Source organism: Faunimonas sp. B44, from assembly GCF_052655945.1.
In genome coordinates, this window is the sequence record NZ_JBQYEX010000017.1 from 14,727 (window position 1) to 41,396 (window position 26,670).

The 26,670-nt window shown below is 69.0% G+C and carries 23 protein-coding genes; 12 read left to right on the top strand and 11 right to left on the bottom strand.

Going from position 1 to position 26,670, the window contains the following annotated elements; translation table 11 throughout:
* The first annotated feature begins 373 nt into the window (after positions 1–373).
* The 7 genes from ACUN0C_RS18070 (at position 374) to ACUN0C_RS18100 (ending at position 7,570) form a co-directional block, all read left to right on the top strand.
* Positions 374–1,243 carry an ABC transporter ATP-binding protein gene (locus ACUN0C_RS18070; RefSeq protein ID WP_445467801.1) on the top strand — a complete coding sequence of 290 codons (870 nt, stop codon included), beginning with the start codon at positions 374–376 and terminating at the stop codon, positions 1,241–1,243.
* Positions 1,243–2,124, top strand: a complete 882-nt coding sequence (locus ACUN0C_RS18075) for an ABC transporter permease (protein WP_445467802.1) — start codon at positions 1,243–1,245, stop codon at positions 2,122–2,124. Before ACUN0C_RS18070 ends, ACUN0C_RS18075 begins: the two co-directional genes overlap by 1 nt.
* Positions 2,125–2,230: 106 nt before the next feature.
* On the top strand, positions 2,231–3,316 hold the full coding sequence (locus ACUN0C_RS18080; protein WP_445467803.1) for an ABC transporter substrate-binding protein: 1,086 nt from the start codon (positions 2,231–2,233) through the stop codon (positions 3,314–3,316).
* Positions 3,317–3,604: 288 nt separating this feature from the next.
* Positions 3,605–4,999, top strand: a complete 1,395-nt coding sequence (locus ACUN0C_RS18085; protein WP_445467823.1) for a circularly permuted type 2 ATP-grasp protein — start codon at positions 3,605–3,607, stop codon at positions 4,997–4,999.
* 1 nt (position 5,000) lies between these two features.
* Complete coding sequence (locus ACUN0C_RS18090; protein WP_445467804.1) at positions 5,001–5,942, top strand: alpha-E domain-containing protein; 942 nt, start codon at positions 5,001–5,003, stop codon at positions 5,940–5,942.
* Positions 5,943–5,946: 4 nt separating this feature from the next.
* On the top strand, positions 5,947–6,750 hold the full coding sequence (locus ACUN0C_RS18095; RefSeq protein WP_445467805.1) for a transglutaminase family protein: 804 nt from the start codon (positions 5,947–5,949) through the stop codon (positions 6,748–6,750).
* A gap of 22 nt (positions 6,751–6,772) precedes the next feature.
* Entirely contained in the window at positions 6,773–7,570 is a 798-nt protein-coding gene (locus tag ACUN0C_RS18100) for a peptidase (RefSeq protein WP_445467806.1), read from the top strand.
* 50 nt (positions 7,571–7,620) lie between these two features.
* Here the strand turns inward: ACUN0C_RS18100 and ACUN0C_RS18105 are convergent, their stop codons facing one another.
* Positions 7,621–7,959 (bottom strand): hypothetical protein, encoded by a 339-nt coding sequence (locus ACUN0C_RS18105; protein WP_445467807.1) that lies wholly within the window; start codon positions 7,957–7,959, stop codon positions 7,621–7,623.
* Between the two features lie 228 nt (positions 7,960–8,187).
* Here ACUN0C_RS18105 and ACUN0C_RS18110 point away from each other — a divergent pair, with 228 nt between their 5' ends.
* The gene (locus ACUN0C_RS18110; RefSeq protein WP_445467808.1) at positions 8,188–10,002 is read left to right on the top strand and encodes a DUF262 domain-containing protein; all 1,815 of its coding nucleotides are present in this window, start codon (positions 8,188–8,190) and stop codon (positions 10,000–10,002) included.
* Positions 10,003–10,120: 118 nt separating this feature from the next.
* Here the strand turns inward: ACUN0C_RS18110 and ACUN0C_RS18115 are convergent, their stop codons facing one another.
* The 7 genes from ACUN0C_RS18115 to ACUN0C_RS18145 all read right to left on the bottom strand — a co-directional run bounded on the left by ACUN0C_RS18115 (position 10,121) and on the right by ACUN0C_RS18145 (position 18,599).
* Entirely contained in the window at positions 10,121–11,617 is a 1,497-nt protein-coding gene (locus ACUN0C_RS18115) for a CoA-acylating methylmalonate-semialdehyde dehydrogenase (RefSeq protein WP_445467824.1), read from the bottom strand.
* An 87-nt stretch (positions 11,618–11,704) separates the two neighbouring features.
* Entirely contained in the window at positions 11,705–12,655 is a 951-nt protein-coding gene (locus ACUN0C_RS18120) for a sugar ABC transporter substrate-binding protein (RefSeq protein WP_445467809.1), read from the bottom strand.
* Positions 12,656–12,780: 125 nt separating this feature from the next.
* Positions 12,781–13,638 carry a CDP-diacylglycerol--serine O-phosphatidyltransferase gene (gene pssA / locus ACUN0C_RS18125; protein WP_445467810.1) on the bottom strand — a complete coding sequence of 286 codons (858 nt, stop codon included), beginning with the start codon at positions 13,636–13,638 and terminating at the stop codon, positions 12,781–12,783.
* Between the two features lie 3 nt (positions 13,639–13,641).
* Positions 13,642–14,352 carry a phosphatidylserine decarboxylase gene (locus tag ACUN0C_RS18130; RefSeq protein WP_445467811.1) on the bottom strand — a complete coding sequence of 237 codons (711 nt, stop codon included), beginning with the start codon at positions 14,350–14,352 and terminating at the stop codon, positions 13,642–13,644.
* A gap of 59 nt (positions 14,353–14,411) precedes the next feature.
* Positions 14,412–16,316 (bottom strand): ABCB family ABC transporter ATP-binding protein/permease, encoded by a 1,905-nt coding sequence (locus ACUN0C_RS18135; RefSeq protein WP_445467812.1) that lies wholly within the window; start codon positions 16,314–16,316, stop codon positions 14,412–14,414.
* Positions 16,313–16,651, bottom strand: coding sequence for an ArsR/SmtB family transcription factor (locus tag ACUN0C_RS18140; RefSeq protein WP_445467813.1), 339 nt, complete (start codon positions 16,649–16,651; stop codon positions 16,313–16,315). Before ACUN0C_RS18140 ends, ACUN0C_RS18135 begins: the two co-directional genes overlap by 4 nt.
* 163 nt (positions 16,652–16,814) lie before the next feature.
* Positions 16,815–18,599, bottom strand: coding sequence for a LysM peptidoglycan-binding domain-containing protein (locus ACUN0C_RS18145; RefSeq protein ID WP_445467814.1), 1,785 nt, complete (start codon positions 18,597–18,599; stop codon positions 16,815–16,817).
* A gap of 144 nt (positions 18,600–18,743) precedes the next feature.
* On the opposite strand from ACUN0C_RS18145, the gene ACUN0C_RS18150 reads away from it, so the two are divergent.
* Positions 18,744–19,355: an LOG family protein gene (locus tag ACUN0C_RS18150; protein WP_445467815.1), complete on the top strand. Its 612-nt coding sequence runs from the start codon at positions 18,744–18,746 to the stop codon at positions 19,353–19,355.
* Here ACUN0C_RS18150 and cimA read toward each other — a convergent pair whose 3' ends face one another.
* From cimA to cysS, 3 genes are read right to left on the bottom strand one after another with little or no spacing between them, the layout of a single operon-like run.
* Entirely contained in the window at positions 19,356–20,969 is a 1,614-nt protein-coding gene (cimA, locus tag ACUN0C_RS18155) for a citramalate synthase (protein WP_445467816.1), read from the bottom strand.
* Complete coding sequence (locus ACUN0C_RS18160) at positions 20,966–21,457, bottom strand: GFA family protein (protein ID WP_445467817.1); 492 nt, start codon at positions 21,455–21,457, stop codon at positions 20,966–20,968. Before ACUN0C_RS18160 ends, cimA begins: the two co-directional genes overlap by 4 nt.
* Positions 21,454–22,842: a cysteine--tRNA ligase gene (gene cysS, locus ACUN0C_RS18165; protein WP_445467818.1), complete on the bottom strand. Its 1,389-nt coding sequence runs from the start codon at positions 22,840–22,842 to the stop codon at positions 21,454–21,456. The genes ACUN0C_RS18160 and cysS overlap by 4 nt, the downstream gene beginning before the upstream one ends.
* Before the next feature lie 231 nt (positions 22,843–23,073).
* Here cysS and ACUN0C_RS18170 point away from each other — a divergent pair, with 231 nt between their 5' ends.
* The 3 genes from ACUN0C_RS18170 to ACUN0C_RS18180 all read left to right on the top strand — a co-directional run bounded on the left by ACUN0C_RS18170 (position 23,074) and on the right by ACUN0C_RS18180 (position 26,542).
* Complete coding sequence (locus ACUN0C_RS18170; protein ID WP_445467819.1) at positions 23,074–23,757, top strand: ceramidase domain-containing protein; 684 nt, start codon at positions 23,074–23,076, stop codon at positions 23,755–23,757.
* An 87-nt stretch (positions 23,758–23,844) separates the two neighbouring features.
* A complete protein-coding gene (locus ACUN0C_RS18175; protein WP_445467820.1) occupies positions 23,845–23,982 on the top strand; it encodes a hypothetical protein in 138 nt (45 codons plus the stop codon).
* A gap of 265 nt (positions 23,983–24,247) precedes the next feature.
* On the top strand, positions 24,248–26,542 hold the full coding sequence (locus tag ACUN0C_RS18180) for an NADP-dependent malic enzyme (protein ID WP_445467821.1): 2,295 nt from the start codon (positions 24,248–24,250) through the stop codon (positions 26,540–26,542).
* Positions 26,543–26,670 lie beyond the last annotated feature (128 nt).

The window sequence follows — 26,670 nt, forward strand, 5'->3', positions numbered from 1 at the left end:
CCTCTCGTTATTCGTCCGACGGTACGACGACCCTATGGCCGGGACGCGGGAAGGGTCAAGCAAGCGCCCGGCGAGACGGCCGCACCGGTTGGAAGGCGCGGGACGCCGGAAACTGTGTTACTGTGCACGCAAGATTGAACGTCCCGTCATATCGTAATACGCTACTTTTGATGCCGATGCCCATGACAGCGATCCGACACGAGGTGCGATCAGAATTGGCTTGCATTTGACGGGTTTTTGCCGTGCAATCGATTGCGTGGCCAAAGTGCATGCGGGATCTACCGCAATCGGGAACGGGGGCATCTGACGACCCTCCGGCTGAACGGGCAAAGAACCGGCGAACGAATCGGAGCAAGGGAGGAAGTGAACCGTAATGTCTGTTGCTGAAGCCACCGCCGGGCGTCCGGCCGCGCATGCGGCGGGTGTGACCCGGGCCAAGGGTGCCGCGCCGGTCATCGTCTCGAAAAACCTCACGGTGGGCTACGAGCTGCACCGCGAGCGCCAGCGTCTGACCGCGCTCCGCGACATCACGCTCAGCGTGAACCAGGGCGAGTTCGTCGTCCTCGTCGGTCCCTCGGGCTGCGGCAAGACCACCTTCATCAACGCCATTTCCGGCCTCGTGAAGCCCTGGGAAGGCTCGATCGAGGTGAACGGCAAGCCCGTCGTCGGCCCCGGCCCGGACCGCGCGATGGTGTTCCAGGACTACGCCCTGATGCCGTGGCGCACGGTCGAATCGAACATCCGCATGCCCTTCGAGTTCCAGAAGCTCGGCCTGTCGCAGCAGGAGATGGACGACCGGGTCCGCCGCTACATCGAGCTGGTCGACCTCCGGGGTTTCGAGAAGTCGTTCCCCTACGAGCTCTCCGGCGGCATGAAGCAGCGCGTCGGCATCGCCCGCGCCCTCGTCTCCGAGCCCGACATCCTGCTCGCCGACGAGCCGTTCGCCGCCATTGACGCCATGACGCGCGAGGCCATGCAGAGCGAGCTCGAGCGCTTCGTCGTCAAGACTCGTCAGACCGTCGTCTTCATCACCCATTCCATCGACGAGGCGGTGACGCTCGGCGATCGCGTCGTGGTCATCTCCTACCGTCCAGGGCGGATCAAGGAGATCGTCGACATCAACCTGCCGCGGCCGCGCTTCGATTACGACGTGAAGATGCTGCCGGAATACGGCGAGCTTCGCGACCACATCTGGCGCCTCGTGAAGGACGAGGCCCTGCAGACCGCGCGGGGGGCCCAGTAATGAGCGCCACGGGAGAGAACCAGGCCGTGACCAACGTCACCTCCGACCCCGCCCGCCTCGTCAGGACCGAATGGTCGCTGAAGGAGGTCTGGAAGCGCTACGGCTCTTGGGGCGTGACCGTCGTCAACCTCACCATCTTCTTCATCGTGTGGGAGCTCTTCGCGCGGAGCGGCATGGTGAGCCCGCTCTTCCTGCCGCGCGCCAGCGCCATGTTCGAGGCGCTGTGGACCGGCCTGACGACGACGGCGCCGCCCGGCTCCGTGATCTCCGGCAGCATCAGGGACCACCTCTTCTACAGCCTCGGCAATCTGATGCTGGGCCTCTCGATCGCCTGCGCCATCGGCATCCCGGCCGGCCTCCTGATGGGCGGGAACAAGTACGTCGAGACGATCCTCAGCCCCTATGTCTGGGCGCTCGCCTCGCTGCCGCGCATCGCGCTCGTGCCGCTCTTCATCCTGTTCCTCGGCTTCACCGTGAAGATGCAGGTCACGATCATCGTGCTCTCCGCCGTCTTCCCGATCATCATCAACGCCTGGGCCGGCGTGAAGACGACCGAGAAGTCGCTGCTCGCCGCGGCCAAGGTGTTCGGGGCGAACCGCCGCGAGCTCTACATGAAGGTGGTGTTCCCCTACACGCTGCCCTTCATCATCTCGGGCGTGCAGCAGGGCATCGGCCGCGGCCTGATCGGCGTCATCATCGCCGAGATCTTCGGCGGGTCGAAGGGCCTCGGCTACCTGATCCAGCGCTCCGCCGACACCTTCAATTCGGCGCTCATGTACGCCGTCCTGTTCCTGCTGGTCGTCGTTTCGCTGACGCTCATTCAGCTGACGCGCTGGCTGGAGGCCTACGTCGCCCCGTGGCGGCGCATCGACAGGCTCTGATCGGATCCTCCGGGAGGGAGGCTCGCTCCCCGGCGGCGTTCCGCGCCGCCGGGCAATCACCGGCAACAAGGTGAATCGACCAAGGCAACTAGGGAAGGGAACCACGATGAGAAAGATGGAACTTTCGAATACCGAGCACCGCAACTGGGTCAAGCGCCGCGAGTTCCTGAAGCTCGGCGGCTGCGGCATCCTCGGCATGATGATCGCCGCGTCCACCACCAACGGCGCGCGTGCCCAGGACACGACGCCGGACATGAAGAACATCAAGTCCAATCTCAAGAAGCTCCGCTACAGCACCTACAACCAGAACTACATTCCGGCCTGGCCGCTCACCATCGCGCAGGCGCAGGGCTATTTCGAGGAGGTCGGCTTCGACGAGGTCGAGTACATCCTGTCGGACCAGAACGTCGCGGGCCTCATCGGCGGCAGCGTCGACATCGGCCACAACGACACCGACGAGTGGATGGGCGCCTCGGCAGCGAGCGGGGTGCCGATCAAGGTCATCAGCATCTTCCGCCAGAAGGAATTCTGGATCATGGGCGTGCGCAAGGGCATCGAAGGGCCCGAGGACCTGAAGGGCGCCAAGATCTCCGGCGGCTCGCTCCAGAACCGCAACACCTGGATCCAGCGTCAGATCCTGAAGAAGCTCGGCGTGGACGAGTCCGACGTGGAGTTCGTGCCGATCACCGGCGCCTCCGACACCCGCCTCGGCGCGATCCTGGCCGGGCAGCTCGACGCGGCCAGCCTGTTCCCGCGCCACGAGGGCGGCCTGGTCGAGGCCGGCGGCAAGTTCCTCTTCAAGGAGCTCACCGACTCGCCGCAGGAGGCCTATGCCGCCCTGCAGAGCTTCATCGACGCCAATGAGGACGCCGTCTACGCCTACACGCTCGCGGACATCCGGGCGCGCCAATGGCTGTTCGACCCGGCCCACAAGGACGAGGCCTACAAGATCGTGCGCGACTTCGGCTTCGACGTCCCGCCGGCCTTCGAGGAGCAGTACGACATCGAGCTCGAGCAGATCAGTCCGGATGGCGGGTTCGTGAATGCCGAGAACATGGACGAGTTCATCGACGTCCAGAAGATGACCGGCGCCGTGCCGGAGAACCTCGAATGGCGCGACTACGTCGACATGAAGTACGTCTGGGCGGCCCAGGAGGCCCTCGGCCTGCCGAAGCGCCCCGCCTCGCTCTGAGCCGGCGCGCGCTCTGACGCGACAACGAGCCCTGCCGGATCGCGAGCCGGCGGGGCACTCAGCCACCTTGCTCCGGCGGGCGCCCCCCTTCGCCGGAGCCCCTCTCCCCCAGCCGGGGCCGACGTCGGCGACCGTAGCCCCCTGCCGCCCATCTGGGCGCGGCGCGGCGCTTCTTTGTGCGTGACCGGCGGTTTCCCCTTCGATAACCTTTCCCGGATGGGAGGGGGATCGGCGGACTTGGACCAGGTTCAGATCTCCGGACGGCGCGCGGCGCCGCCGTTCGACGAGATGTCGGGCTGCGACGGAACGGTCCGGCCGCCCTATGCCCGCCTGCACGAATGGATCGCGCGGCAGCCGCGCGAGCTCCTGAAGCGCAAGCAGCAGGAAGCCGAGACCATCTTCCGCCGCCTCGGCATCACCTTCTCGGTCTACGGCTCCGACGATGCGCTCGAGCGCCTGATCCCCTTCGACCTCGTCCCCCGCATCGTCTCGGCGTCGGAATGGCGCCTGCTGGAGCGCGGCATCGAGCAGCGCGTGCGCGCCCTCAACGCCTTCATCTACGACATCTACCACCGCCAGGAGATCATCCGCGCCGGGCGCATACCGGCCGAGCTGGTCTACCGCAACGCCGCCTTCCAGCCGGCCATGATCGGCTTCGACCCGCCGCTCAGCGTCTACAGCCACATCATCGGCGTCGACATCGTGCGGGTCGCCGAGAACGAGTTCTACGTGCTGGAGGACAATCTCCGCACGCCGTCCGGCGTCTCCTACATGCTGGAGAACCGGGAGGCGATGATGCATCTCTTCCCGGACCTCTTCGCCAGCCACCGCATCGCGCCGGTGAGCGACTACCCGGCCCTCCTGCGCCAGACGCTGGCCGCCGTCGCCCCGGCCGCCTGCACCGGCGAGCCCACGATCGTCGTCATGACGCCGGGCATCTTCAACTCCGCCTTCTTCGAGCACTCCTTCCTCGCCGACCAGATGGGCGTCGAGCTCGTCGAGGGGCAGGACCTCTTCGTCGACGGTGGCCATCTCTACATGCGCACCACGCGCGGCCGCGCCCGCGTCGACGTCATCTACCGCCGGATCGACGACGACTTCCTCGACCCGCTCACCTTCCGCCCGGATTCCACCCTCGGCGTGCCCGGCCTGATCGACCTCTACCGCGCCGGGCGCGTGACGATCGTCAATGCGCCCGGCACCGGCATCGCCGACGACAAGGCGATCTACGCCTACGTGCCGGAGATCATCCGCTTCTACACCGGCCAGCGCCCGATCCTCCAGAACGTGCCGACCTACCGCTGCGGGATTTCGGACGAGCGCGCCCACGTGCTCGCCCATCTCGGCGAGCTCGTCGTCAAGGAGGTTCACGGCTCGGGCGGCTACGGCATGCTGATCGGGCCGGCCGCGAGCCGGAAGGAGCTCGCCGCCTTCCGGCGCAAGATCGAGGAGCGGCCCGACAATTACATCGCGCAGCCCACCCTCGCGCTCTCCACCTGCCCGGCCTTCACCGCGAGCGGGCTCGCGCCGCGCCATGTCGACCTCCGTCCCTTCGTGCTCGTCAGCGACCGCGTGCGGCTCGTCCCCGGCGGCCTCACGCGCGTCGCGCTCAAGAAGGGCTCGCTGGTCGTGAACTCGTCCCAGGGCGGCGGCACCAAGGACACCTGGGTGCTGAGGGACTGACATGCTGGGACGCACCGCGAGCAGCCTGTTCTGGATGTCGCGCTACATGGAGCGGGCGGAGAACATGGCGCGGCTCGCCGAGGCCGGGTTCCGGATGGCGCTGACGAGCGGCGACGGTCACGGCGAGGAATGGCGCTCGACCCTCCAGAGCGCCGGCGCGGTCGACGCCTACGCCGACAAGCACGGCGACCGGATCAGCGACGAGACGGTCCTCGCCTTCCTCCTCTTCGACGAGGACAACCCCTCCTCCGTGCGGTCCTGCCTCAGGATGGCGCGCGACAACGCCCGCTTCGTGCGCACCAAGATCACCCGCGACATGTGGGAGGCGATGAACTCGACCTGGCTCGGCTTCGGTCAGATCGACCCCGGCCAGGTCACCACGGCGCGCCTGCCGGACTTCCTCGACTGGGTGCGCCAGCGCACCGCCCTCTTCCGCGGCGCGCTCCTCGGCACCATCCTGCGCGACGACACGTACTATTTCAGCCAGCTCGGCGCCTTCATCGAGCGCGCGGACAACACCGCCCGCATCATGGACGTGAAGTACTTCATCCTCCTGCCGATCAACCATCCGGTCGGGGGCGAGATCGACACCTTCCAGTGGGAGACGATCCTGCGGTCCGTCTCCGCCCACCGCTCCTACCGCCACGTCTTCAGCGGCGGCTACCGCGCCTGGAACGTCGCGGAGTTCCTCATCCTCAGGCCCGAGATGCCGCGCTCGCTGCGCTTCTGCTACGACTGGCTGTCCGACACGGCCGAAGGGCTCGGCACCTGCTACGGCGAACGCGCGCCCTGCGCCGACGTCATCGCCGACACCCGCGCGATGCTCTGCGGCACGCGCATGGACGCCATCTTCCAGCAGGGCCTGCACGAGTTCCTGACCGACTTCCTGGCCCGCAACAACCGGGTCACGGCCTCGCTCTCCAGCGACTATTGCTTCGGCTGAGGCGATGCTGCTCTCGATCCGCCACACCACCCGCTACGCCTACGCCGCGCCGGGCTCGTTCGCGGTCCACAGGCTGCGCCTGACGCCGGCCGGCAACCGCATGCAGCGGATCGTGGACTGGCGCCTCGAGGCGCCCGGCCTGGAGGCGGCGGCGGAATACACCGACGGCTTCGGCAACCGCACGCATCTGGTGGCGAGCGCCGAGCCGCATTCCGAATGGGCCGTCACGGCGGCCGGGCTGGTGGAGACCGAGGACCAGGGCGGCCTCGTCGGCATGCCCGAGGAAGCGGCGAGCCCGGCCGTGTTCCTGCGCTCGACGCCGCTCACCGCGATGTCGGCGGAGATGGAGGCGTTCGCGCACGGCATCCAGGGCGCCACGACGCTCGCCAAGCTCCACGCGCTGCTGGAGGGGATCGCCGGCCATGTGGCCTACGACACGGACGCGACGCATTCCGGCACGACCGCGGCCGAGGCGTTCGAGCGCCGCTCGGGCGTCTGCCAGGACCATACCCACATCTTTGTGGCCGCTTCCCGTCGCCTCGGCATTCCGGCGCGCTACGTGACCGGCTATCTGCATCTCGCGACCGAGGAATCGGAGGCCGCGCACCACGCCTGGGCGGAAGCCTGGGTCGAGGATCTCGGCTGGGTCGGCTTCGACGCCGCCAACGGGATCTGCCCGACCGAGCATTACGTCCGGCTCGCCTGCGGCCTCGATGCCCCCTCGGCCGCGCCGATCACCGGCGTGCGCCGCGGCGGCGGGGGCGAGAGGCTCGATGTCGACGTCGTCGTTCAGCAACAGCAGCAATAGGCTGCCGGAGAGGAGTTCCCCTTTGACCTATTGCGTCGCGCTGAGACTGGACCGAGGCATCGTCTTCGCCTCCGACACGCGCACCAGCGCGAGCGTCGACAACATCGCCGTCTTCTCCAAGATGCACGTCTGGGAGCGCAAGGGCGACCGCGTCGTCGTGCTCCTCTCGGCCGGCAACCTCGCCGTCACCCAGTCGGTCGTCAGCCTCCTCAACGAGGGGGTGGACCGCGGCGGCGACCCCGACCATCCGTCGCTGATGACCGTCACCACCATGTTCCAGGCGGCGCGGCTCGTCGGCGAGACCATTCGCCAGGTGCAGCGCATCGACCAGGCGGCGATCGACCAGAATCCCGGCCTCTTCTCGGCCTCCTTCATCCTCGGCGGCCAGATCGCGGAGGACACGCCGCGGCTCTTCCAGATCTACCAGGAAGGCAATTTCATCGAGGCGACGAAGGACACGCCCTATTTCCAGATCGGCGAGCACAAATACGGCAAGCCGATCATCGACCGCGTCGCCAAGCCCGACATGCGCATGGGGACCGCGGCGAAGCTGCTCCTCGTCTCCTTCGATTCGACGCTGCGCTCGAACCTCTCGGTCGGCATGCCGATCGACCTGCTGATCTACCGGAAGGACACGCTCGCCGTCGGCGAGCAGCGCCGGCTCCAGGCCGACGACGCCTATTTCCACATGCTGTCGAACGCCTGGTCGGAGGCGCTCAGGGACGCCTTCCACCGGCTCGAGGAATACCAGACCGAGGAGGAGCCTTCCTGGGTCAAGCCGCGCGGGCCGACCGAGCGTGAGCGCGAACGTCTGGATTGAACCGGAAGGATCGCTTCGACGAGCGGCCCCCCGGACGTCCGCGAGTTGCGTTACCTGCCGAGCCGCCGCGCGTTCGCGCGCACCTGCCGCGCGAGCGGGCGCAGCGCCGCCGCCGCCACCGCCTCGTGGTCCCAGTGCCGCCGGCGCGAGAGCCCGAACGCGCTCTGCCAGAACCGCATCGTCTGGCGCGTCAGCTCGGCCTGCACGGCGAGCCCCGCGAGCACGAACGCGAGCGGCTTCTCGGCCACCATGTCGACCGCCTCGCGGCGCCCGGCCGCGCTCGGCTTCGAGACCTCCAGCGCGAGCATCTGAAGCCGGGCGGCGACGACCGCCGGGGCGTAAAGGCCGATCGTCGCCAGGTTCGAGCCGGCCTTGGTCCTGCGCGTCATGTCCGGGGATCCCTCTCGCCCGCGTCGACCGCCGGCAGCAGAGACAACGCCGCTGCCCCTGCTTCGTTGCAGAAGCTGCCGCGCGATACGGGTCGGTCAGGAGGGCCCAGTTATTGGCCTCCAGTGAGGAAGCTCGGCGAGGCCCTGAAATCGCCTGTGAGTCTCCTTTGCGCCGCGTTGCAACCGGTAGCCGAAGTCAGCAGAGTGCGCTGAACCCGGAGAGGCTTGATGTCCTACGCTGCCACCTCGATCGCTCGCGTCCTCGATCAGATCAACCGTTCTCTCTTTCTTCCCGCCATTCAGCGCCCCTACGTATGGGAACCTGACCAAATCATTGCCCTTTTCGATTCCCTGCTGAAGGGCTATCCGATCAGCTCGTTTCTCTTCTGGGAGATCGATCCAGACCGGCGGACCAACTGGGAAATCTATAAGTTCATCGAGAATTTTCGCAGAGGGGAGACCCACAACGAACTCGTAGAACCGGATGGGCGCGAAGTGACGCTGGTGCTTGATGGACAGCAGCGTTTGACTTCTCTACTCATCGGCCTTCGCGGCTCTTACACGACCAAGAGAAAATACGCTCGCACTGGCAATCCGGATGCGTGGACACGCCAGAGACTTTACATTGACCTTCTAAAATCGCCTACTGTCGAGGATGAGGAGGCCGAGGGCGAACTTGGCATTACGTACGGCCTGCGATTTGCCGAACACGAGCCACGGAGTGATATGGATCGCCGCTGGTTCAAAGTTGGAAACATTCTCGACTGCACTTCCGACGATGCGTTTGATGCACTTGCTGACCGAGTGCTAGATTCGGCGCCCGGGGGACTGACGCGTCCGGAGCGGCGAATCATCGAGCGAAATCTGGAACGTCTCTATCGGGTAGTCTGGAAGGACGAAGTGATCGCCCATTACACCGAGAAGGACCAATCTCTAGATCGAGTTCTGGACATCTTCATTCGCGCCAATGACGGCGGGACGAAGCTTTCAAAATCTGACCTTCTTCTCTCAATGGTAACTTCGAAGTGGACCGGAGTTAGCGCCCGACAGGAAATATTCGATCTGGTCGATTACCTCAATGACGGTCTTGCAGCGCGCAATGCGCTCTCAAAGGATTTCGTTATGAAATCCTGCTTAGTTCTGAGCGATCTTGATGTCACATATAAGGTGAATAATTTTACCAATCAGAATCTTGCTATTATTGAGCAGCAGTGGGCACAGATAAAACACACATTGGAGAACACACTTAGATTAGTTAATGCATTCGGCATTGACAAAGAAACCCTGTCATCAGCTAATGCATTGATGCCCGTGGCATATTACATCCACCAGATCAAAGGGGGACTTGATGGATCAACGCCGTTCGAGGTGCGCAATTCAGCCAACATCCACCGGTTCCTGGTTGGCAGCTTGTTGAACGGAGCCTTCAGTGGCACCTCGGATCAGGCAATCTCGATCTCTCGCGGCATCATTAGAGAGGCCCTTCGTACTGGGCAGGACTTTCCGTTTGCGGAGCTGAATTCCGGCTTGGCGAGGCGCGGGCGCCTTGCGACCTTCAACGAGGAGAATTCAGGGGGTGTCCTCGACATCAGGTATGGGCAGCGGCAATGCCTGCTTGCGCTCAGCCTCCTCTATGATACCCACAATTGGGGCGTAACCAGCCACCACATCGACCACATCATCCCCCGCTCGCTGGCAAATCGCAAAGCATTGATGGCAGCAAACGTGCCTGAGACACGCATCCAACGCATTCTTGAGAGCGTTGACAGGTTGGGGAACCTTGAGCTGCTTTTGGGTCGAGAGAACCTGGAGAAGAGCAACACGCCTTTCGACGAGTGGATCACGACCCGCAACGAGGACTTCCTTGAGCGCCATCTAATCCCGAATGACCCGGACTTGTGGCGTGTCGAATGCCTGCCTGAGTTCGTACGTGAGCGTGAAAAGCTGATCGACCGACGGATCCGCACATTCGGCCGGAGGACCGATCAGCAGACCAGCGTCGAAGATGCCGGTTCGGGATACACCGTCTCGGCAGGAATCTGAAGAAGTGACCATTAACTGCAATGATGCAGAAGCAGTGATGCCGTCGCACCTGCCTGTCTGACAGAGCGGCGAGCGGCCCCTTGTTAGTAGGCGCAACCGTCCAGAACCCGGAAAGCCTCTACCGCATCGTCGGGATGACGAACTCCGCGCCCTCCTTCACGCCCGAGGGCCAGCGCGAGGTGACCGTCTTGGTCTTCGTGTAGAAGCGGATGGAATCCGGCCCGTGCTGGTTGAGGTCGCCGAAGCCCGAACGCTTCCAGCCGCCGAACGTGTGGTAGGCGAGCGGCACCGGGATCGGCACGTTGATGCCGACCATGCCGACATTCACCTTGGCGGCGAAGTCGCGCGCGGCGTCGCCGTCGCGGGTGAAGATGGCGACGCCGTTGCCGTATTCGTGCTCCGACGGCAGCCGCAGCGCCTCCTCGTAGTCGCGGGCGCGCACGACCGACAGAACCGGGCCGAAGATCTCCTCCTTGTAGATGCGCATGTCGGGCGTCACGCGGTCGAACAGGCAGCCGCCCATGTAGAAGCCGTTCTCGTAGCCCTGCATGGTGAAGCCGCGCCCGTCGACGACGAGCTCGGCGCCTTCCTCCACGCCGAGATCGACGTAGGATCGCACCCGCTGGAGCGCCTCGCGCGTGACGAGCGGCCCGAAATCGGCCTCCGGGTCGGTCGAGGCGCCGATCTTCAGCGCCTCCACCCGCGGCACGAGCTTCTCGATCAGCCGGTCGGCGGTCGCCTCGCCGACCGGGACGGCGACGGAAATCGCCATGCAGCGCTCGCCGGCGGAGCCGTAGCCGGCGCCGATGAGGGCGTCGACCGCCTGCTCCATGTCCGCATCCGGCATGACGATCATGTGGTTCTTGGCGCCGCCGAAGCACTGCACGCGCTTGCCGCTCGCGCAGCCGCGCCCGTAGATGTACTCGGCGATCGGCGTCGAGCCGACGAAGCCGATGGCGCGGATGTCCGGATCGTCGAGGAGCGCGTCGACCGCCTCCTTGTCGCCGTTGACCACGTTCAGGATGCCCGCCGGCAGCCCGGCCTCCATCATCAGCTCCGCGAGCCGCATCGGCACGCCCGGGTCGCGCTCCGAAGGCTTCAGGATGAAGGCGTTGCCGCAGGCGATCGCCGGCGCGAACTTCCACATCGGGATCATGGCCGGGAAGTTGAACGGCGTGATGCCGGCGACCACGCCGAGCGGCTGGCGCATGGAATAGATGTCGATGCCGGGGCCGGCCGCGTCGGTGAACTCGCCCTTCATCAGATGCGGGATGCCGATCGCGAACTCGACCACCTCGAGCCCGCGTTGGATGTCGCCGCGCGCGTCGGCGACCGTCTTGCCGTGCTCGAGCGCGAGCAGTTCGGCGAGCGCGTCGTATTCGCGCTGGACGAGGTCGAGGAAGCGGATCATCACGCGCGCCCGCCGCTGCGGGTTCTGCGCCGCCCAGGCCGGCTGCGCCGCGCGCGCGTTCTCGACCGCCTGCCGCACCTCCTCGCGCGAGGCGAGCGCCACCTTCGCCTGCACCTCGCCGGTCATCGGCTTCATCACGTCCGCCGTGCGCCCGCTTCGGCCGGCGACGTTCCTGCCGCCGATGAAGTGCCCGATCTCGCGCAGCCCGTTCCCCGCCATGTCTTCCTCCGTCCGCTCCGGACCCGCTCCTCGCTTAGTGGCCCGCCGCGGCCACGTCCACCACGCGCGATGTCACGGCCGGCGCTGCGCGGTCAGCTCGAGCCGCGCCCGCGCCTCCTCCGCGCCCACCAGCATCGGGCCGGAGCGGACGTTCGACACCGGAATCACGCCCTCGCGCGCCAGGAGCGCCAGGAACTGGACGGGCAGGTAGCCCTGCAGGAAGGGTTGCTGGTCGATCGCGAAGGCCGCTCGCCCCTCCGCCACCGCCCTCAGGATGGGCTCGGTCACGTCGAAGGTCGCGAACCGGATCCTGTCGGGTCGGCCGCTCGCGGCGACCGCCTCCAGCGCCGGCTCCCCGGCCGTGGCGGCGCCGAGGGCGAGCACCACGTCGATCGATTCCGCCGCCGCGAGCCGCTCGGCGAGCGCGTCCCTGATCTTCGGTCCGTCGCGCGGGACCGACAGCACCTCGACCGAGCCGCCGAAGCCGTCGATGAAGCCCTTGCAGCGGAGGTCGAGGGCGATGTTGCCGAGTTGGTGGTTCACGCACACCGCCCGCTTGCCGCCGGCCTCGCGCATCCTTTCGCCGGCCGCGCGCCCGGAATCGTATTCGTTCTGGCCGACATGGAGCTTGGCGCCCAGCGAGGCGGAGACGTCCATCCCCGAATTCACCCCGATCACCGGTATGCCGAGGTCGGCCGCCGCCCGGACGTGCGGCGCCAGCGCGTCCGCGTCCGGGACCGAGACGACGAGCCCGTCCGGCCGCTCGGCCGCGGCCTCGTCGATCAGCCGCGCCATGGTCGGCACGTCGAAGGTCTCCGGCGCCCGGTATTCGACGGCGACGCCGAGATCGGCGGCGGCGGCTTCCGCGCCGCGCTTCACCTCCTGCCAGAAGCCGTCGGTGGCCGCGCCGTGGGTCACGAAGAGCACGCGTGGCTGCGCGTCGCGCTCCTGCGCGGCCGGCGCACCCGCATTGAGGACGGCGCAGAGCGCCAGCGTCGCCGCCGCGATGATCTTGTTCTTCATTGCGCTCAGCCGGCAGCGATGCCGGCTCTCCCGATGTCGTCGCCGCCTCCGCTCGGAGGCTATGCCAAATCCCCCCGGCGGCAAACCGTCACGCGAGGAAGTGATCGGAAAACCGGCTCCTGCGTTCAGCCCGGCGCCTGGTGGTCGCTCCGCTCCGCCGCGTCGATCTCGGCCCGCTCGTGCTCGGCCCGCTCGTGCTCGGCGGCGCGCCTGTTCCAGGCCGCCCAGGCGAACGGCATGTGGCCGAGGTAGAGGACGGCGGTGATCGCCAGCATCGTGAACGGGTAGCTCATCGCGAGCGCCGCGAGGAGCACGCCGGCGACCAGCACCGGCAGCACCACTTCGCGCGGGATGCGGGCGCCGGCCCGCTTGCCCGAAAGCGTGGGGAACCGGCTCACCATCAGGAGCCCGATCAGCACCAGGTAGGCGGCGACGAGGCCCGCCGCCTCCTCCGGCATCGGAACGCCCATGCGGTCGAGGAACAGGGGCAGCATCGCGCAGATCGCGCCGGCCGGGGCCGGGACCCCGACGAAGAAGTCCTTGTGCCAGTTCGGCTGGTCCGGATCGGCGAGCGCCGCGTTGAAGCGGGCGAGCCTGAGCCCGGCGCAGATGGCGAAGACGAGCGCCGCGATCCAGCCGAGCGAGCCGAGGCCGTCGAGCCGCCAGACATAGATCAGGAAGGCCGGGCCGACGCCGAAGCTCACGAAGTCGGCGAGCGAATCGAGCTCGGCCCCGAAGCGCGACGTCGTCTTCAGCATGCGCGCGAGCCGGCCGTCGATCGCGTCGAGCACTGCGGCGAAGACGATGCCGGCAACGGCCAGCTCGAACCGGCCCTCGATGGCCATGCGGATCGCGGTCAGCCCGGCGCAGAGCGCGAGCAGCGTGACGAGGTTGGGCGCGACGTGCCGGAACGGGACCCCGCGCCGCAGCCGCCGCATGCGGCCCTCCGGCCTCGGGTCGAGCGGCGGGAAGAGGCTCGTCATCGCTCAGTCGACCCGCACGGGATAGGGCGGGAGCGGCGCGGCGCCGGGAAGATGCGCGAGCACCGTCTCGCCGGCGATCGCGCGCTGCCGCGCCGCCACCAGCACGACGGAGCCCTCCGGCAGGTAGACGTCGAGGCGCGATCCGAAGCGGATCATGCCGATGCGCTCGCCCTGCGCGACCAGCGCGCCCTCGTTGGTCCAGACGAGGATGCGCCGCGCGACCAGCCCCGCGACCTGGACGACGCCGAGCCGGTGCCCTTCGGCCGTGTCGATCACGAAGCCGTTGCGCTCGTTGTCCTCGCTCGCCTTGTCGAGGTCGGCGCTGACGAACTTGCCCGGCTTGTAGGCGATCTTCGCGATCCGGCCGGCGACCGGCGCGCGGTTGATGTGGCAGTCGAAGACGTCCATGAACACGGAGATGCGCTGGCGCGGCTCGGGGCCGAGGCCGAGCTCGGCCGGCGGCACCACCGTCACGAGCGGCTCGACGCGCCCGTCGGCCGGGCTGATGACGAGCCCCGGCGCATTCGGCGACACGCGCGTCGGATCCCTGAAGAACACCAGCATCCAGCCGGCGAGGATCAGGAGCAGCCAGAACAGCGGCCCCCACAGGAGGCCGAGGACGAGCGCAAGCGCGAGCGTGATCGCGATGAACGGCCAGCCCGCCCGGTGCACGGGATGGATGGCCTCGCGGACGGAGCGGGGGACGAGCGACATAGGCCCGTCTTAGGGCATGATGCGCGGCGCGGCCACCGTGAAGGCGGCGCGGCCCGCCGCTATTCCGCCGCGATCGGCCGGCGCACCACGAAGCCCTCGGCGTCCTCCTCGCGCGTCCGGCGGAGATGCTCGGCCGCCTCGTCGGCCTCGCGCTGGCGCGCCCACATCGCGGCGTAGAGGCCGTCGCGCCCGATCAGCTCGCCATGCGTGCCCTGCTCGGCGATCCTGCCGTCCTTCAGCACGATGATGCGGTCGGCGTTGACCACGGTGGAGAGGCGGTGCGCGATCACCAGCGTGGTCCGGCCGCGCGAGACCTGGTCGAGCGCCGACTGGATCTCCTGTTCGGTCGCGGTGTCGAGCGCCGACGTCGCCTCGTCGAGGATCAGGATCGGCGGCGCCTTGAGGATGGTGCGCGCGATCGCCACGCGCTGCTTCTCGCCGCCGGAGAGCTTCAGCCCGCGCTCGCCGACCGGCGTCCTGTAGCCCTGCGGCAGGCCCTCGATGAAGCCGGCAATCTGCGCCATCTCGGCCGCCCGCCCGACATCCGCCTCGCCGGCGTCCCACCGGCCGTAGCGGATGTTGTAGCCGATCGTGTCGTTGAAGAGCACGGTGTCCTGCGGCACCATGCCGATCGCCGCGCGCAGGCTCTCCTGGGTGACGTCTCGGATGTCGTGGCCGTCGATCAGGATGCGCCCGCCGCTGACGTCGTAGAAGCGGAAGAGCAGCCGCGAGATCGTGGATTTGCCCGCGCCCGACGGCCCGACGATCGCCACGGTCGCATTCGCCGGCACCTCGAAGCTGATGCCCTTCAGGATCGGCCGGTCCGGGTCGTAGCTGAACTGGACGCCCTCGAACCGGATCGCGCCCTCGGTGATCGCGAGCGGCTTCGCATCGGGCCGGTCGCGCACCTCCGGCTCGACGTCGAGCAGCGCGAACATCGCCTCGATGTCGGTCAGCCCCTGCCGGATCTCGCGGTAGACCGAGCCGATGAAGTTGAGCGGGATGGAGAGCTGCATCAGCAGCGCGTTGATCAGCACGAAATCGCCGATCGTCTGCGTGCCGGCCAGCACGGCGCGCGCCGACAGCACCATGCAGGCCGCCATGCCGATCGAGAAGATCACCGTCTGCCCGAAGTTCAGCCAGGCGAGCGAGGTCCAGGTCTTGATCGCGGCGCCCTCGTACCGCCCCATCGAGCCGTCGAAGCGCGTCGCCTCCATGCGCGCATTGCCGAAATACTTCACCGTCTCGTAGTTGAGGAGCGAGTCGATCGCCTTGGAATTGGCGTCGGTGTCCGACTCGTTCATCTCCCGGCGGATGGCGATGCGCCAGTCGCTCGCCTTGATGGTGAACCAGATGTAGGCCCAGACCGTGAGCGCGATCACGATCACGTAGCTGAAGTCGAACTGGTACCAGATGATGCCGGCGGTGAAGGCGAGCTCGACCAGGGTCGGCACCGAGTTGAGGATGGTGTAGCGGACGACCGTCTCGATGCCCTTGGTGCCGCGCTCGATGACGCGCGAAAGCCCGCCCGTCCGCCGCGCCAGGTGGAAGCGGAGCGAGAGGGTGTGGAGGTGCACGAAGGTCCGGTACGCGAGCTGCCGCACCGCATGCTGCCCGACCCGGGCGAAGAGCGCGTCGCGGAGCTGGTTGAAGGCGACCGAGACGATGCGGAAGAGCCCGTAGCCGACGACAAGCATGACCGGCGCGGCGAGCGCGGCCGGCAGGAACGCCGGCGGCGTCCCCTCGCCCGAAAGCGCGTCCGTCGCCCAGGCGAGGAAATACGGGATGATGACCGTGGTGATCTTTGCCACGATGAGCGCGGCGATCGCTACCATCACCCGTCGCTGCAGGTCCGGGCGATCCGCCGGCCACATGTAGGGCCAGAGGTTCCGCAGCGTGGCGAGCATGGTCCCGCTGTCGCCGGACACCTTGGGCGGCGCCGCGGCCGTCATGGCCCGGCTCATGCGAGCGTGTCCGCGTGCCGGTCGGCGCCGGCATCCGCCCCGGGCATTTCGCGGAACAGGCGGTCGAGCGCGCCCTTGAGTCCCGCCAGGCTGTCGCCGGCGATGGTGTAGTTGGAGCGCAGCCCGCTCTTCTCCAGCCGCACGAGCCCGGCTTCCGTCAGCACCTTCAGGTGCTGCGACACGGTCGACTGGGCGAGCGGCAGGTCGCGGCAGAAATCGCCGCAGCAGCAGCGCGAGCGCTCAGCCAGCGCGCGCAGGATCGCCAGTCGCACGGGATGGCCGAGCGCGCGCAGCTGCTCGCAGAGCCGCGCTTCCGGCTCGCTGTCGGTCGTCATGGTCAAGGGATCGTCCGGAGTGTGATGATCGAAATCGTATATCGCCGATATACGATGACTGCAAGGCCGTTCACTCCGCCGCCTCCGGCGCCGGCATCCGACCCCCGATCCGATCCGGGCCAATCCGGGCCGGCGCGGTCCGCTCCGGCCGGTGCGCCGCGCCCTAGCGGACCGCCTCCGTGGCCTCGGTCCACGCCTCGTCGCGCGTCGGCAGCACGAAGACCTGGCCCGGATAGATCCGGTTCGGGTTCCGGATCTGGTCCTTGTTGGCGGTGTAGATCGTCGAATAGCGGACGCCCTTGCCGTAGGTCCGGCGCGAGATGGTCCAGAGATTGTCGCCGCGGCGGATGATGACGGCGTTCGGGCCGGGCAGGTCGGCGTCGACGCTCGCGCCCGTCCCCGCGCCGCCGCGGGCGGCGGGAACCAGCGACGCCTGGTCGAGGCGCCGGACGAACGGCACCTCCGCGCGCGCCTCGACGTCGGCCGTCCCCGGCGTGATCTGGTCGGCGCGCACCGTGACGTCCCCTTCCCTGATCGCCTTGTCCGTCTCGAGCAGCCAGCGCCCCTCCGCGGTCGGCTCGGTCTCGCCGACGAGCTCGTTGTCGACATAGACGCGGACCTTCAGCCCGGGCTTGGCGGCACCGGCCACGAACAGTCTGTCGTCCTCGGTCTCCACCGCGTCGACGGAGACGGTGGGCGCCTGCTTCTCCGCCGGCGCGCCATCGCGCGTGCCCGCTGCCGCTGCATCCGCCTCGGACGGGCCGCCTGCCGGGCGGGCATCGGCGGTGGCCATAGGCTCCGCGGACGGCGCGCCGTCGCTCGCGCCCGCTGCCCCTGCACCGTCCGTGGACGCGCCGGCCGGCTGCCGGGCATCGGCGGTGGCGACCGGCGGCTCGGCGGTGGCCGCGGGGGCTTCGCGTGTGGCGGCGGTCGTCTCGGTTGGTGCGGCTGCCTGAGTCTCGGCAGCCTGAGTGTCGGCAGCCTGGGTGTCGGCGGCCTGGGTACCCCCCGCCTGCTCCGTTGCGGCGCCCGCAGCCGTCTCCCGCGCGTCCGTCCGCGCCTCGGCGGCCTGCGGCGTCGCTGCGGCGACCTCCGCGTCGCGCTCTCCTGTTGCCGGCGTCCCGTCAGCCGAAGTGCCGGCCGACGTCCCGACCGGGGGCGCGCCGGCATTGTCGCGCGCCTCGGGCGCGGGGCGCGTCTCCGGCTCCGGGCCGGCCGTCGTGCGCCGTTCGGTTCCGCCTGCCGGTGCGGCCGCCTGCTGCTCCTGGGCGCGTCCCGCCGCGCCGTCCCCGCCGGAAGCCCCTGCCGCGTTCCCGCCGGCGGCGTCCTGCTTCGGCTCCAGCGCCGCCACGGTGGTCGTGCCAGGTCGCGACAGGATTTCGCTCGGCGCGCCGGGCTCGTTCAGCACGACGAGCGGCTCCTGGTCCGGCCGGTCCGGCACCGCGACCGCCACCTGCTGTTCCGAATCGCTCGCCGCCTCGCCCTCCGGCTTCGCCCGCAGCGTCACGTTGTGGCTGCCCGGCGCGAGCGGCGCGTCGGGCACCGCGACGAATGCGCCCGAGCCGTCGCTGCGCGTCCGCGCCACCACGTTGCCGTTCGAGAGCACCTCGATCTCCGCATTGGGCGTGGCGCGCCCGGCGACGAGGATCGCGCCCGTCGGCTCGACCCGGACGATGTCGAAGGTCGGAATCTCGTCCTGGGTCGCGCGGGCCGGCTGGCTCTGGCCCGGCGGCTGCGCGCCCGGTCCCGCCGCGGCCGTATCGCTCGCGGGAGCGCCATCGCCCGCCTCCGGCGCCGCCGCCGTCCCCGCGGCAGGCGCGGGAGCCGGCGTTTCCTGCCGCTCCGCGACCGCCGGCTCCCGCCGCGCTTCGTGCCAGACGAGAGCGCCCGCGCCCGCCGCGATCACCAGCCCGAAGGCGAATACGAGATACTTCAGGGGCGTGGGCATCTTCAGTACTTCTCTGAGGAGGGAACCGGCGCCGTCTCGCCAGCATTTACAGCCTTTTATGCTTATGGGCGGGCCGGCTCAAGCAAATGCGGAACCCGCCGCCGCGACTTGACGCCCGCCGGGGCGGGTGCGATGCGGTCGCCGATGGCAAAGCTTCGAAGTGTCTGCGTCTATTGCGGTTCCGGACGGGGGCTCGATCCCGCGTTCGCCGACGCCGCCGAGCGGCTCGGCCGCGCGCTCGCGCAGGCGCGCCTGCGCCTCGTCTATGGCGGCGGCTCGGTCGGCCTGATGGGCGTGCTCGCGCGCGCCGCGCTCGATGCCGGCGGCGCCGTCACCGGCATCATCCCGCATTTCCTGGAGCAGCGGGAGCGTCTCTTCGCGGACGTGACGGAGCTCATCGTCACCGAGGACATGCACCAGCGCAAGATGCTGATGTTCGAGCGCGCCGACGCCTTCGTCGCGCTCCCCGGCGGCGTCGGCACGCTCGAGGAGCTCGTCGAGCAGATGACCTGGTCGCAGCTCGGCCAGCACGAGAAACCCGTGCTCATCGCCAACGTCAACGGCTTCTGGGACCCGCTCGTCGCGCTCCTCGACCGCATGCGCGACGAAAGCTTCATCCGCGCCGGCATGGAGGTTTCCTGCCTCGTCGCCGACGATCCGGACCAGATCGTGCCGATGCTGATCGAGGCGGCCGCGCGCCGGCGCCCGGAGGCGCTCGAGGCGACCGCCGCGTCCGAGCCGATCCGCCGGATGTGACTATTCCGCCGCCGCCGGCATCGCCTCGCCGGTGGATGCCTTCAGGAGCTTGTAGTTGACCGCGTCGATCAGCGCCTCGAACGAGGCGTCGATGATGTTCGACGAGACGCCGACGGTCAGCCAGCGGTTGCCCTCGCCGTCGCGGCTCTCGATCAGCACGCGGGTCACGGCCTCGGTGCCGCCGTTCAGGATGCGCACCTTGTAGTCGACGAGCTCCAGGTCGTCGATCCAGGCGTTGAGGTCGCCGAGGTCCTTGCGCAGCGCCCGGTCGAGCGCGTTGACCGGGCCGTTGCCCTCGGCCACGGACATGCGGACGTCGCCGCCGACATTCACCTTCACGACGGCTTCCGAAACCGTCTTCAGCCGTCCCATGGCGTCGAAGCGGCGCTCCACGTTCACCCGGAAGCCCTCGACCTTGAAGAAGTCCGGCACGCTGCCGAGCCGCCGCCGCGCCAGCAGCTCCAGCGAGGCGTCCGCGCCTTCGTAGGCGTAGCCCTGCGCCTCGCGCTCCTTGATCTCGGCGAGCAGCCCGTCGAGGCGCGGGTCGCCCCGGTCGATCTGCATGCCGAGGCGGTTGAGCTCGGCGAGCAGGTTCGCCTTCCCCGCCTGGTCGGAGACGAGCACCCGGCGGCGGTTGCCGATCGCTTCCGGCGGCACGTGCTCGTAGGTCTCCGGCTCCTTCACGATCGCCGAGGCATGGATGCCGGCCTTGGTGGCGAAGGCCGACGCGCCGACATAGGGCGCCTGCCGGTTCGGCGCGCGGTTCAGGATCTCGTCGAAGGCGCGCGAGACGTGCGTGAGGGTTGCGAGCGCGGCCGGCGTCACGCCGAGCTCGTAGCGGTCGCGATAGTCCGCCTTCAGCATCAGCGTCGGGATGAGCGTGATGAGGTCGGCATTGCCGCAGCGTTCGCCGATGCCGTTCAGCGTCCCCTGCACCTGGCGCACGCCGGCGCGCACCGCCGCGAGGCTGTTCGCCACCGCCTGGCCGGTGTCGTTGTGGGCGTGGATGCCGAGATGGTCACCCGGCACGACCCGCCCGACGTCGGCGACGATCCGCTCGATCTCCTCCGGCAGCGTGCCGCCGTTCGTGTCGCACAGCACGACCCAGCGCGCGCCGGCTTCGTAGGCGGTGCGGGCGCAGGCGAGCGCATAGTCGCGGTTCGCCTTGTAGCCGTCGAAGAAGTGCTCGCAGTCGAGCATCGGCTCGCGCCCGGCCGCCTTCGCCGCGGCCACCGACTGCGCGATGCCCTCGAGGTTCTCCTCGTTTGTGCAGCCCAGCGCCACGCGGACGTGGTAGTCCCAGCTCTTCGCCACGAAGCAGATCGCATCGGCCTCCGCCGCGATGAGCGCGGCCACGCCGGGATCGTTCTCGACCGAGCGCCCGGCGCGCTTCGTCATGCCGAAGGCGGTGAACTTCGCCCGCTGCGTCCGCTTCTTCTCGAAGAGCGCCGTATCCGTCGGGTTGGCCCCCGGATAACCGCCCTCCACGTAATCGACGCCTAGCTCGTCCAGCATGCGCGCGATGAGGAGCTTGTCCTCCAGGTTGAAATCGACGCCCGGCGTCTGCTGGCCGTCGCGCAGCGTCGTGTCGAAGAGGTGGAGGCGCTCCTTCATCGGCCCTCTCCCTGCAGCGGCCAGGTCGCCGTGTCGTGGTCCGGATGCTGGTGGTTCGACGCGGCGATCGCCGCGACCCGCTCCGGCCCTTCGCCCTCGCCCGTCGTGACGGAGGGCAGCGCCGCCAGCTCCGCGAACCACGGCATCCGCCCCTCGATCCCGTACTGCAGGAGCGGCTTCACCGGCGTCGGGTCGTCGAGCGAGCCGATCGAGACGTCGATGGCGTCGCGCCCGAGTTCCTCGAAGGTGAGCGGCGTCCCGCAGGCCGAGCAGAAGCCCCGCTCCACGACGTCCGAGCTGCGGAAGATCGCGATCGTCCCGCGCGTGACCGCGAAATCGCTCTTCCGCGCGCGCACCAGCGGCGCGAAGAACGAGCCGAACGCCTTCTGGCACATGCGGCAATGGCAGATGGTCGGCTTCTCCAGCGCCCCCTCGATCCGGTAGCGCACCGCGCCGCACTGGCACCCGCCGGTGATCGCCTCGCTCATCGCTTCAGCTCCCATGTCGTGACCAGCTCTCCGGTCGCCGGGTCCTTGGCGTCCATCACGGCGACGCCCATCGCCTCGATCTCGGCCCGGAGCCGGTCCGCGTCCACCCAGTTCTTGGCGGCCCGCGCCGCCTTCCGCGCGTCGATCAGCGCCTCGACCGCGTCCCGGTCGATCGCGCGATCGCGCGTGAGGTCGATCCCGAGCAGCATCAGCGAAGCGTGGGCCGCCGGCAGCCCCGCTGCCTCCTCCTGGAACAGCTCATGCAGCCGGGCGATCGCGGCGGGGGTGTTGAGGTCGTCCTCGAGCGCGGCCAGGAAACCGGCGTCCGGCTCCGCCGCCGCCACCGCCTCGCCGGCCGCGAACCGCCGCCGCCAGCGCCGGAGCGTGTTCGCGGCCTCGCCGAGCCCGCCTTGCGTGAAGTCGATCGGCTGCCGGTACTGCGTCTGCAGCATGGCGAGCCGGATCACCTCGCCCGGCCAGTCCTTCAGCAGCGCGTTGACGGTGATGAAGTTGCCGAGCGACTTCGACATCTTCTCGCCCTCGACCTGCAGGAAGCCGTTGTGCATCCAGTATTTCGCCATCAGCGGCGCGCCGTGGGCGCAGCGCGACTGGGCGAGCTCGTTCTCGTGGTGCGGGAAGACGAGGTCGATGCCGCCGCCGTGAATGTCGAACTCGGCGCCGAGATGCGCCTCCGACATGGCCGAGCACTCGATGTGCCAGCCCGGCCGCCCCGGCGCGGCGATGCCGCAGGGCGAGGCCCAGGCCGGCTCGCCGGGCTTCGAGGGCTTCCACAGCACGAAGTCCATCGGGTCGCGCTTGTAGGGCGCGACGTCGACCCGCGCGCCGGCGAGCATCTCGTCGAGCGGGCGCCCGGAGAGCCGCCCGTAATCCGGCATGGACGGCACCGAGAACAGCACGTGGTCGCTCGCGACATAGGCGTTGCCGCGGGCGACGAGCTTCTCGATCATCCGCTTCATGCCCTCGATGTGCTCGGTGGCGCGCGGCTCGTGGGTCGGGCGGAGCGCGCCGAGCGCGCCCATGTCGGAATGGAACTGCGCCTCGGTCTCCTCCGTCACGCGCCGGATCGCCTCGTTGAGCGGCAGGCCGGGATGCTCCTCGGCCGCCCGCGCGTTGATCTTGTCGTCCACGTCCGTGATGTTGCGGACATAGGTGACGTGCGCCTCGCCGTAGAGGTGCCGGAGCAGCCGGAACAGCACATCGAAGACGATGACCGGCCGCGCATTGCCGATATGGGCGAAGTCGTAGACCGTCGGCCCGCACACATACATGCGCACGTCGGCGGGGTCGAAGGGGACGAAGTCCTCCTTCTGCCGGCTCAGCGTGTTGTGGAGCCGCAGGCCCCGGAACGCGTCTTTGTCGCTCATGCCCACCTCGGCCGCTGGCCGGGGCGTTCGGATCGACTTTGAGGGGATGCGCGAACGGGTCCAGCCAGCGGTTTGCTAGCCGATAATGATGATCCCGCAGATGATCGCCGCCAGGGGCGTTCCGGTCTCGCCGTTCATGGCCGCGATATGGACCCGCGGCCCCGGTTCCGTCAAGAGAAAGCGCGGCCGCATGCCGCCCGAGACCTGCTGCAGCCCCACGCGAGGTGCCCGATGGACTGGTTCGCGCCGATCGACATCTATTGCGAGAGGCTCGGCCCCGGCTTCTGGGCGGAGCCTCTCAACGCAGTCTCCAACGCCGCCTTCCTCGTCGCCGCCGCGCTCGCGGCCGCGCGCATGCGCCGCGCGCGCCGGCACGACCGGCCCGTCGCGCTCCTCGTCGCACTCGTCGCGCTGATCGGCATCGGCTCCTTCCTCTTCCACACCTTCGCCAACCGCTGGTCGATGCTCGCCGACACGCTGCCGATCGCGCTGTTCATTTACTTCTATCTCGGCCTCGCGCTCCGCCGCTTCCTCGGCCTCGGCTTGATCGCGACGCTCGTCGGCCTCGTCGCCTTCGCCGGGCTCTCGGCCGGCCTGGAGGCAGGGCTCCGCCCGCTCCTCGGCGGCTCGGCCGGCTACGTGCCGGCCCTCCTCGCCATGCTCGGCATCGGCGGCGTCCTGCGCGCCCGCTCGGCCCCGCCCGGCGCGATGCTGCTCGCCGCCGGCGCCGTCTTCGCCGTCTCGCTCGGCTTCCGCATCGCCGACCTGCCGCTCTGCGACGCGAACCCGGCCGGCACGCACTTCCTCTGGCACGTTCTCAACGGCACGACGCTCGGCATCCTCCTGATGGCGGCGCTCGCCGTGCCGCGCCATGCGCCCGCCGCCCGCCCCGCTGCCGGGCCTCCCACCGGGTAACCATCCTGAACGGTTCCTGAATCGGCGGCTCAGCCGAGGTTCAAGCCGGCGCCCCTACACCTCCTCCGGCATGAGGAGGACCATTGCATGTTCAGAATGATCTACGCGGCCGCGATCATCGGCCTCATCGGCGGCAGCGCCGGCCTCGCCGGCGGCATCGAGGACCGCGGCGGCCGGCTCCCCGCCGGCACCGGCTTCGTCCTCCTCCACGCCCTCCAGCGCTGACCGCGGCGCCCCGCCTCAGGTCGCCTGCAACGCCTTGACCGGCGGCTGTTCGTGCCGGCGGGCGCGTCGCCGGGCCTGCTCCGAGGTGCTCCCTCTCCGTCGTCATCGCCGGACTTGATCCGGCGATCCAGCAGCAGCGCCCGCGATCCGGATGCAGCGGTTCGCCCGCCTCCGCCGCACGTCGTTCCCGCTCGGGGCTTGCCACTTTCGCCGAACGGTTCGAATAGACTGCCGGGACGGAATTCTCGAAGACCAGCGGAAACCGATGATCGAAAAGCCCCCGGCGACGAACGACCTCGACGCGAACGCCCTGTTCTTCCACCGCTATCCGCGGCCCGGCAAGATCGAGATCCAGGCCATCAAGCCGCTCGGCAACCAGCGCGACCTCGCGCTCGCCTATTCGCCGGGCGTGGCCGCGCCGTGCCGGGCGATCGCGGACGACCCCGCGCTCGCCACCGACTACACGATCCGCGGCAATCTCGTCGCCGTCGTCTCCAACGGCACCGCCGTGCTCGGCCTCGGCGCCATCGGTCCGCTCGCCTCCAAGCCGGTCATGGAGGGCAAGGCCGTCCTCTTCAAGAAGTTCGCCGGCATCGACGTCTTCGACATCGAGGTCGACGCCTTCGAGACCGATCGCTTCGTCGATGTCGTCGCCGCCCTCGAGCCGACCTTCGGCGGCATCAACCTGGAGGACATCAAGGCGCCGGAATGCTTCGAGATCGAGGCGAAGCTGCGCGCGCGCATGAACATCCCCGTCTTCCACGACGACCAGCACGGCACGGCGATCATCGTCGGCGCGGCGATCCGCAACGGCCTGCTCCTCGCCGGCAAGCGCATCGAGGACGCGAAGATCGTTACCTCCGGCGCCGGCGCCGCCGCCATCGCCTGCCTGGAGCTCCTGGTCCTGCTCGGCGCGCGGCGCGAGAACATCTGGGTCACCGACATCGAGGGCGTGGTCTATGAGGGCCGCGCCGCCTTGATGGACCGCTGGAAGGGCGCCTTCGCCCAGGCTACCGAGGCGCGCACGCTCGCCGACGTGATCGAAGGCGCCGACGTCTTCATGGGCCTCTCCGCGCCCGGCGTGCTGAAGCCGGAGATGGTGAAGCGCATGGCCGACCGGCCGCTCATCATGGCGCTCGCCAACCCGGTGCCGGAGATCATGCCGGAAGTGGCGCGCGCCGCCCGGCCCGACGCCATGATCTGCACCGGCCGCTCCGACTTCCCGAACCAGGTCAACAACGTCCTCTGCTTCCCCTACATCTTCCGCGGCGCGCTCGATGTCGGCGCGACCGAGATCAACGAGGCGATGAAGATGGCGGCGGTCGAGGCGATCGCCGCGCTCGCGCAGGAGGAGCCGTCGGACATCGCCGCCCGCGCCTATGGCGGCGTTTCCGGCGTGTTCGGGCCGGACTACCTGATCCCCTCGCCTTTCGACCAGCGGCTCATCCTCAGGATCGCGCCGGCGGTGGCGCGCGCGGCGATGGAATCCGGCGTCGCGACGCGGCCGATCGAGGATTTCGAGGCCTACCACGACCGGCTGAACCGCTTCGTCTTCCGCTCCGGCCTCATCATGAAGCCGATCGTCTCGGCCGCGAAGGCGGAGCGCAAGCGCGTGATCTTCGCCGAGGGCGAGGACGAGCGCGTGCTCCGCGCCGCCCAGATCGCGCTTGAGGACGGCATCGCCGAGCCGATCCTGATCGGCCGCCCGGGCGTCATCCAGTCCCGCCTCGAGCGCTACGGCCTGCGCATCCGCCCCGACCGCGACTTTGCCGTCGTGAACCCCGAGGACGACCCGCGCTACCGCGACTATGTCGACCTCTATTTCGCGCTCGTCGGCCGGCGCGGCGTCACGCCGGAGGCGGCGCGCACCGCCGTGCGCACCAACACCACCGTGATCGGCGCCATCGCCATGAAGCGCGGCGAGGCCGACGCCATGATCTGCGGCATCGAGGGCCGCTTCGAGCGCCATCTCCGTGACATCCGCGACATCATCGGCATGGCGCCGGGCGTGAAGGGGCTCTCTGCCCTCAGCCTGCTCCTCTCCGGCCGCGGCGCCACCTTCCTGACCGACACGCTGATCCGGCACGATCCGACCGCCGAGGAGATCGCCGCCACCGCGCTGCTCGCCGCCCGCCACATCGAGCGCTTCGGCATCCCGCCGAAGGTCGCGCTCCTGTCGCATTCGAACTTCGGCTCGCAGGACAGCGAGAGCGCGCGCAAGATGCGCGAAGCGGCCCAGATCCTGTGGGCGACCGCGCCGGATCTCGAGATCGACGGCGAGATGCAGGGCGATTCGGCACTCGACGAGGACCTGCGGCGGAAGAGCATGCCCGTCAGCCGGCTGGAGGGCGAGGCGAACCTCCTGGTCTTCCCGAGCCTCGACGCGGCGAACATCGCGCTCAACCTCCTGAAGGTGATGACGGACGCGCTCCATGTCGGGCCGATCCTGCTCGGCTCTGCCATGCCGGCGCACATCCTCACCCCCTCCGTCACCTCGCGCGGCGTCCTCAACATGACGGCGCTGGCAGCCGCCGAGGCCCAGCAGAGCGCCACCCCCTGACCCCCCCGCCGAAGAGCACCGCCCGCGCCCCACTCTCTGTCGTCATCGCCGGAAAACGACCCGGCGATCCAGCAACGGCCCCTCGCCGCAGCCGGCGCCCGCCGGATGCCCGGGTCGAGCCCGGGCAT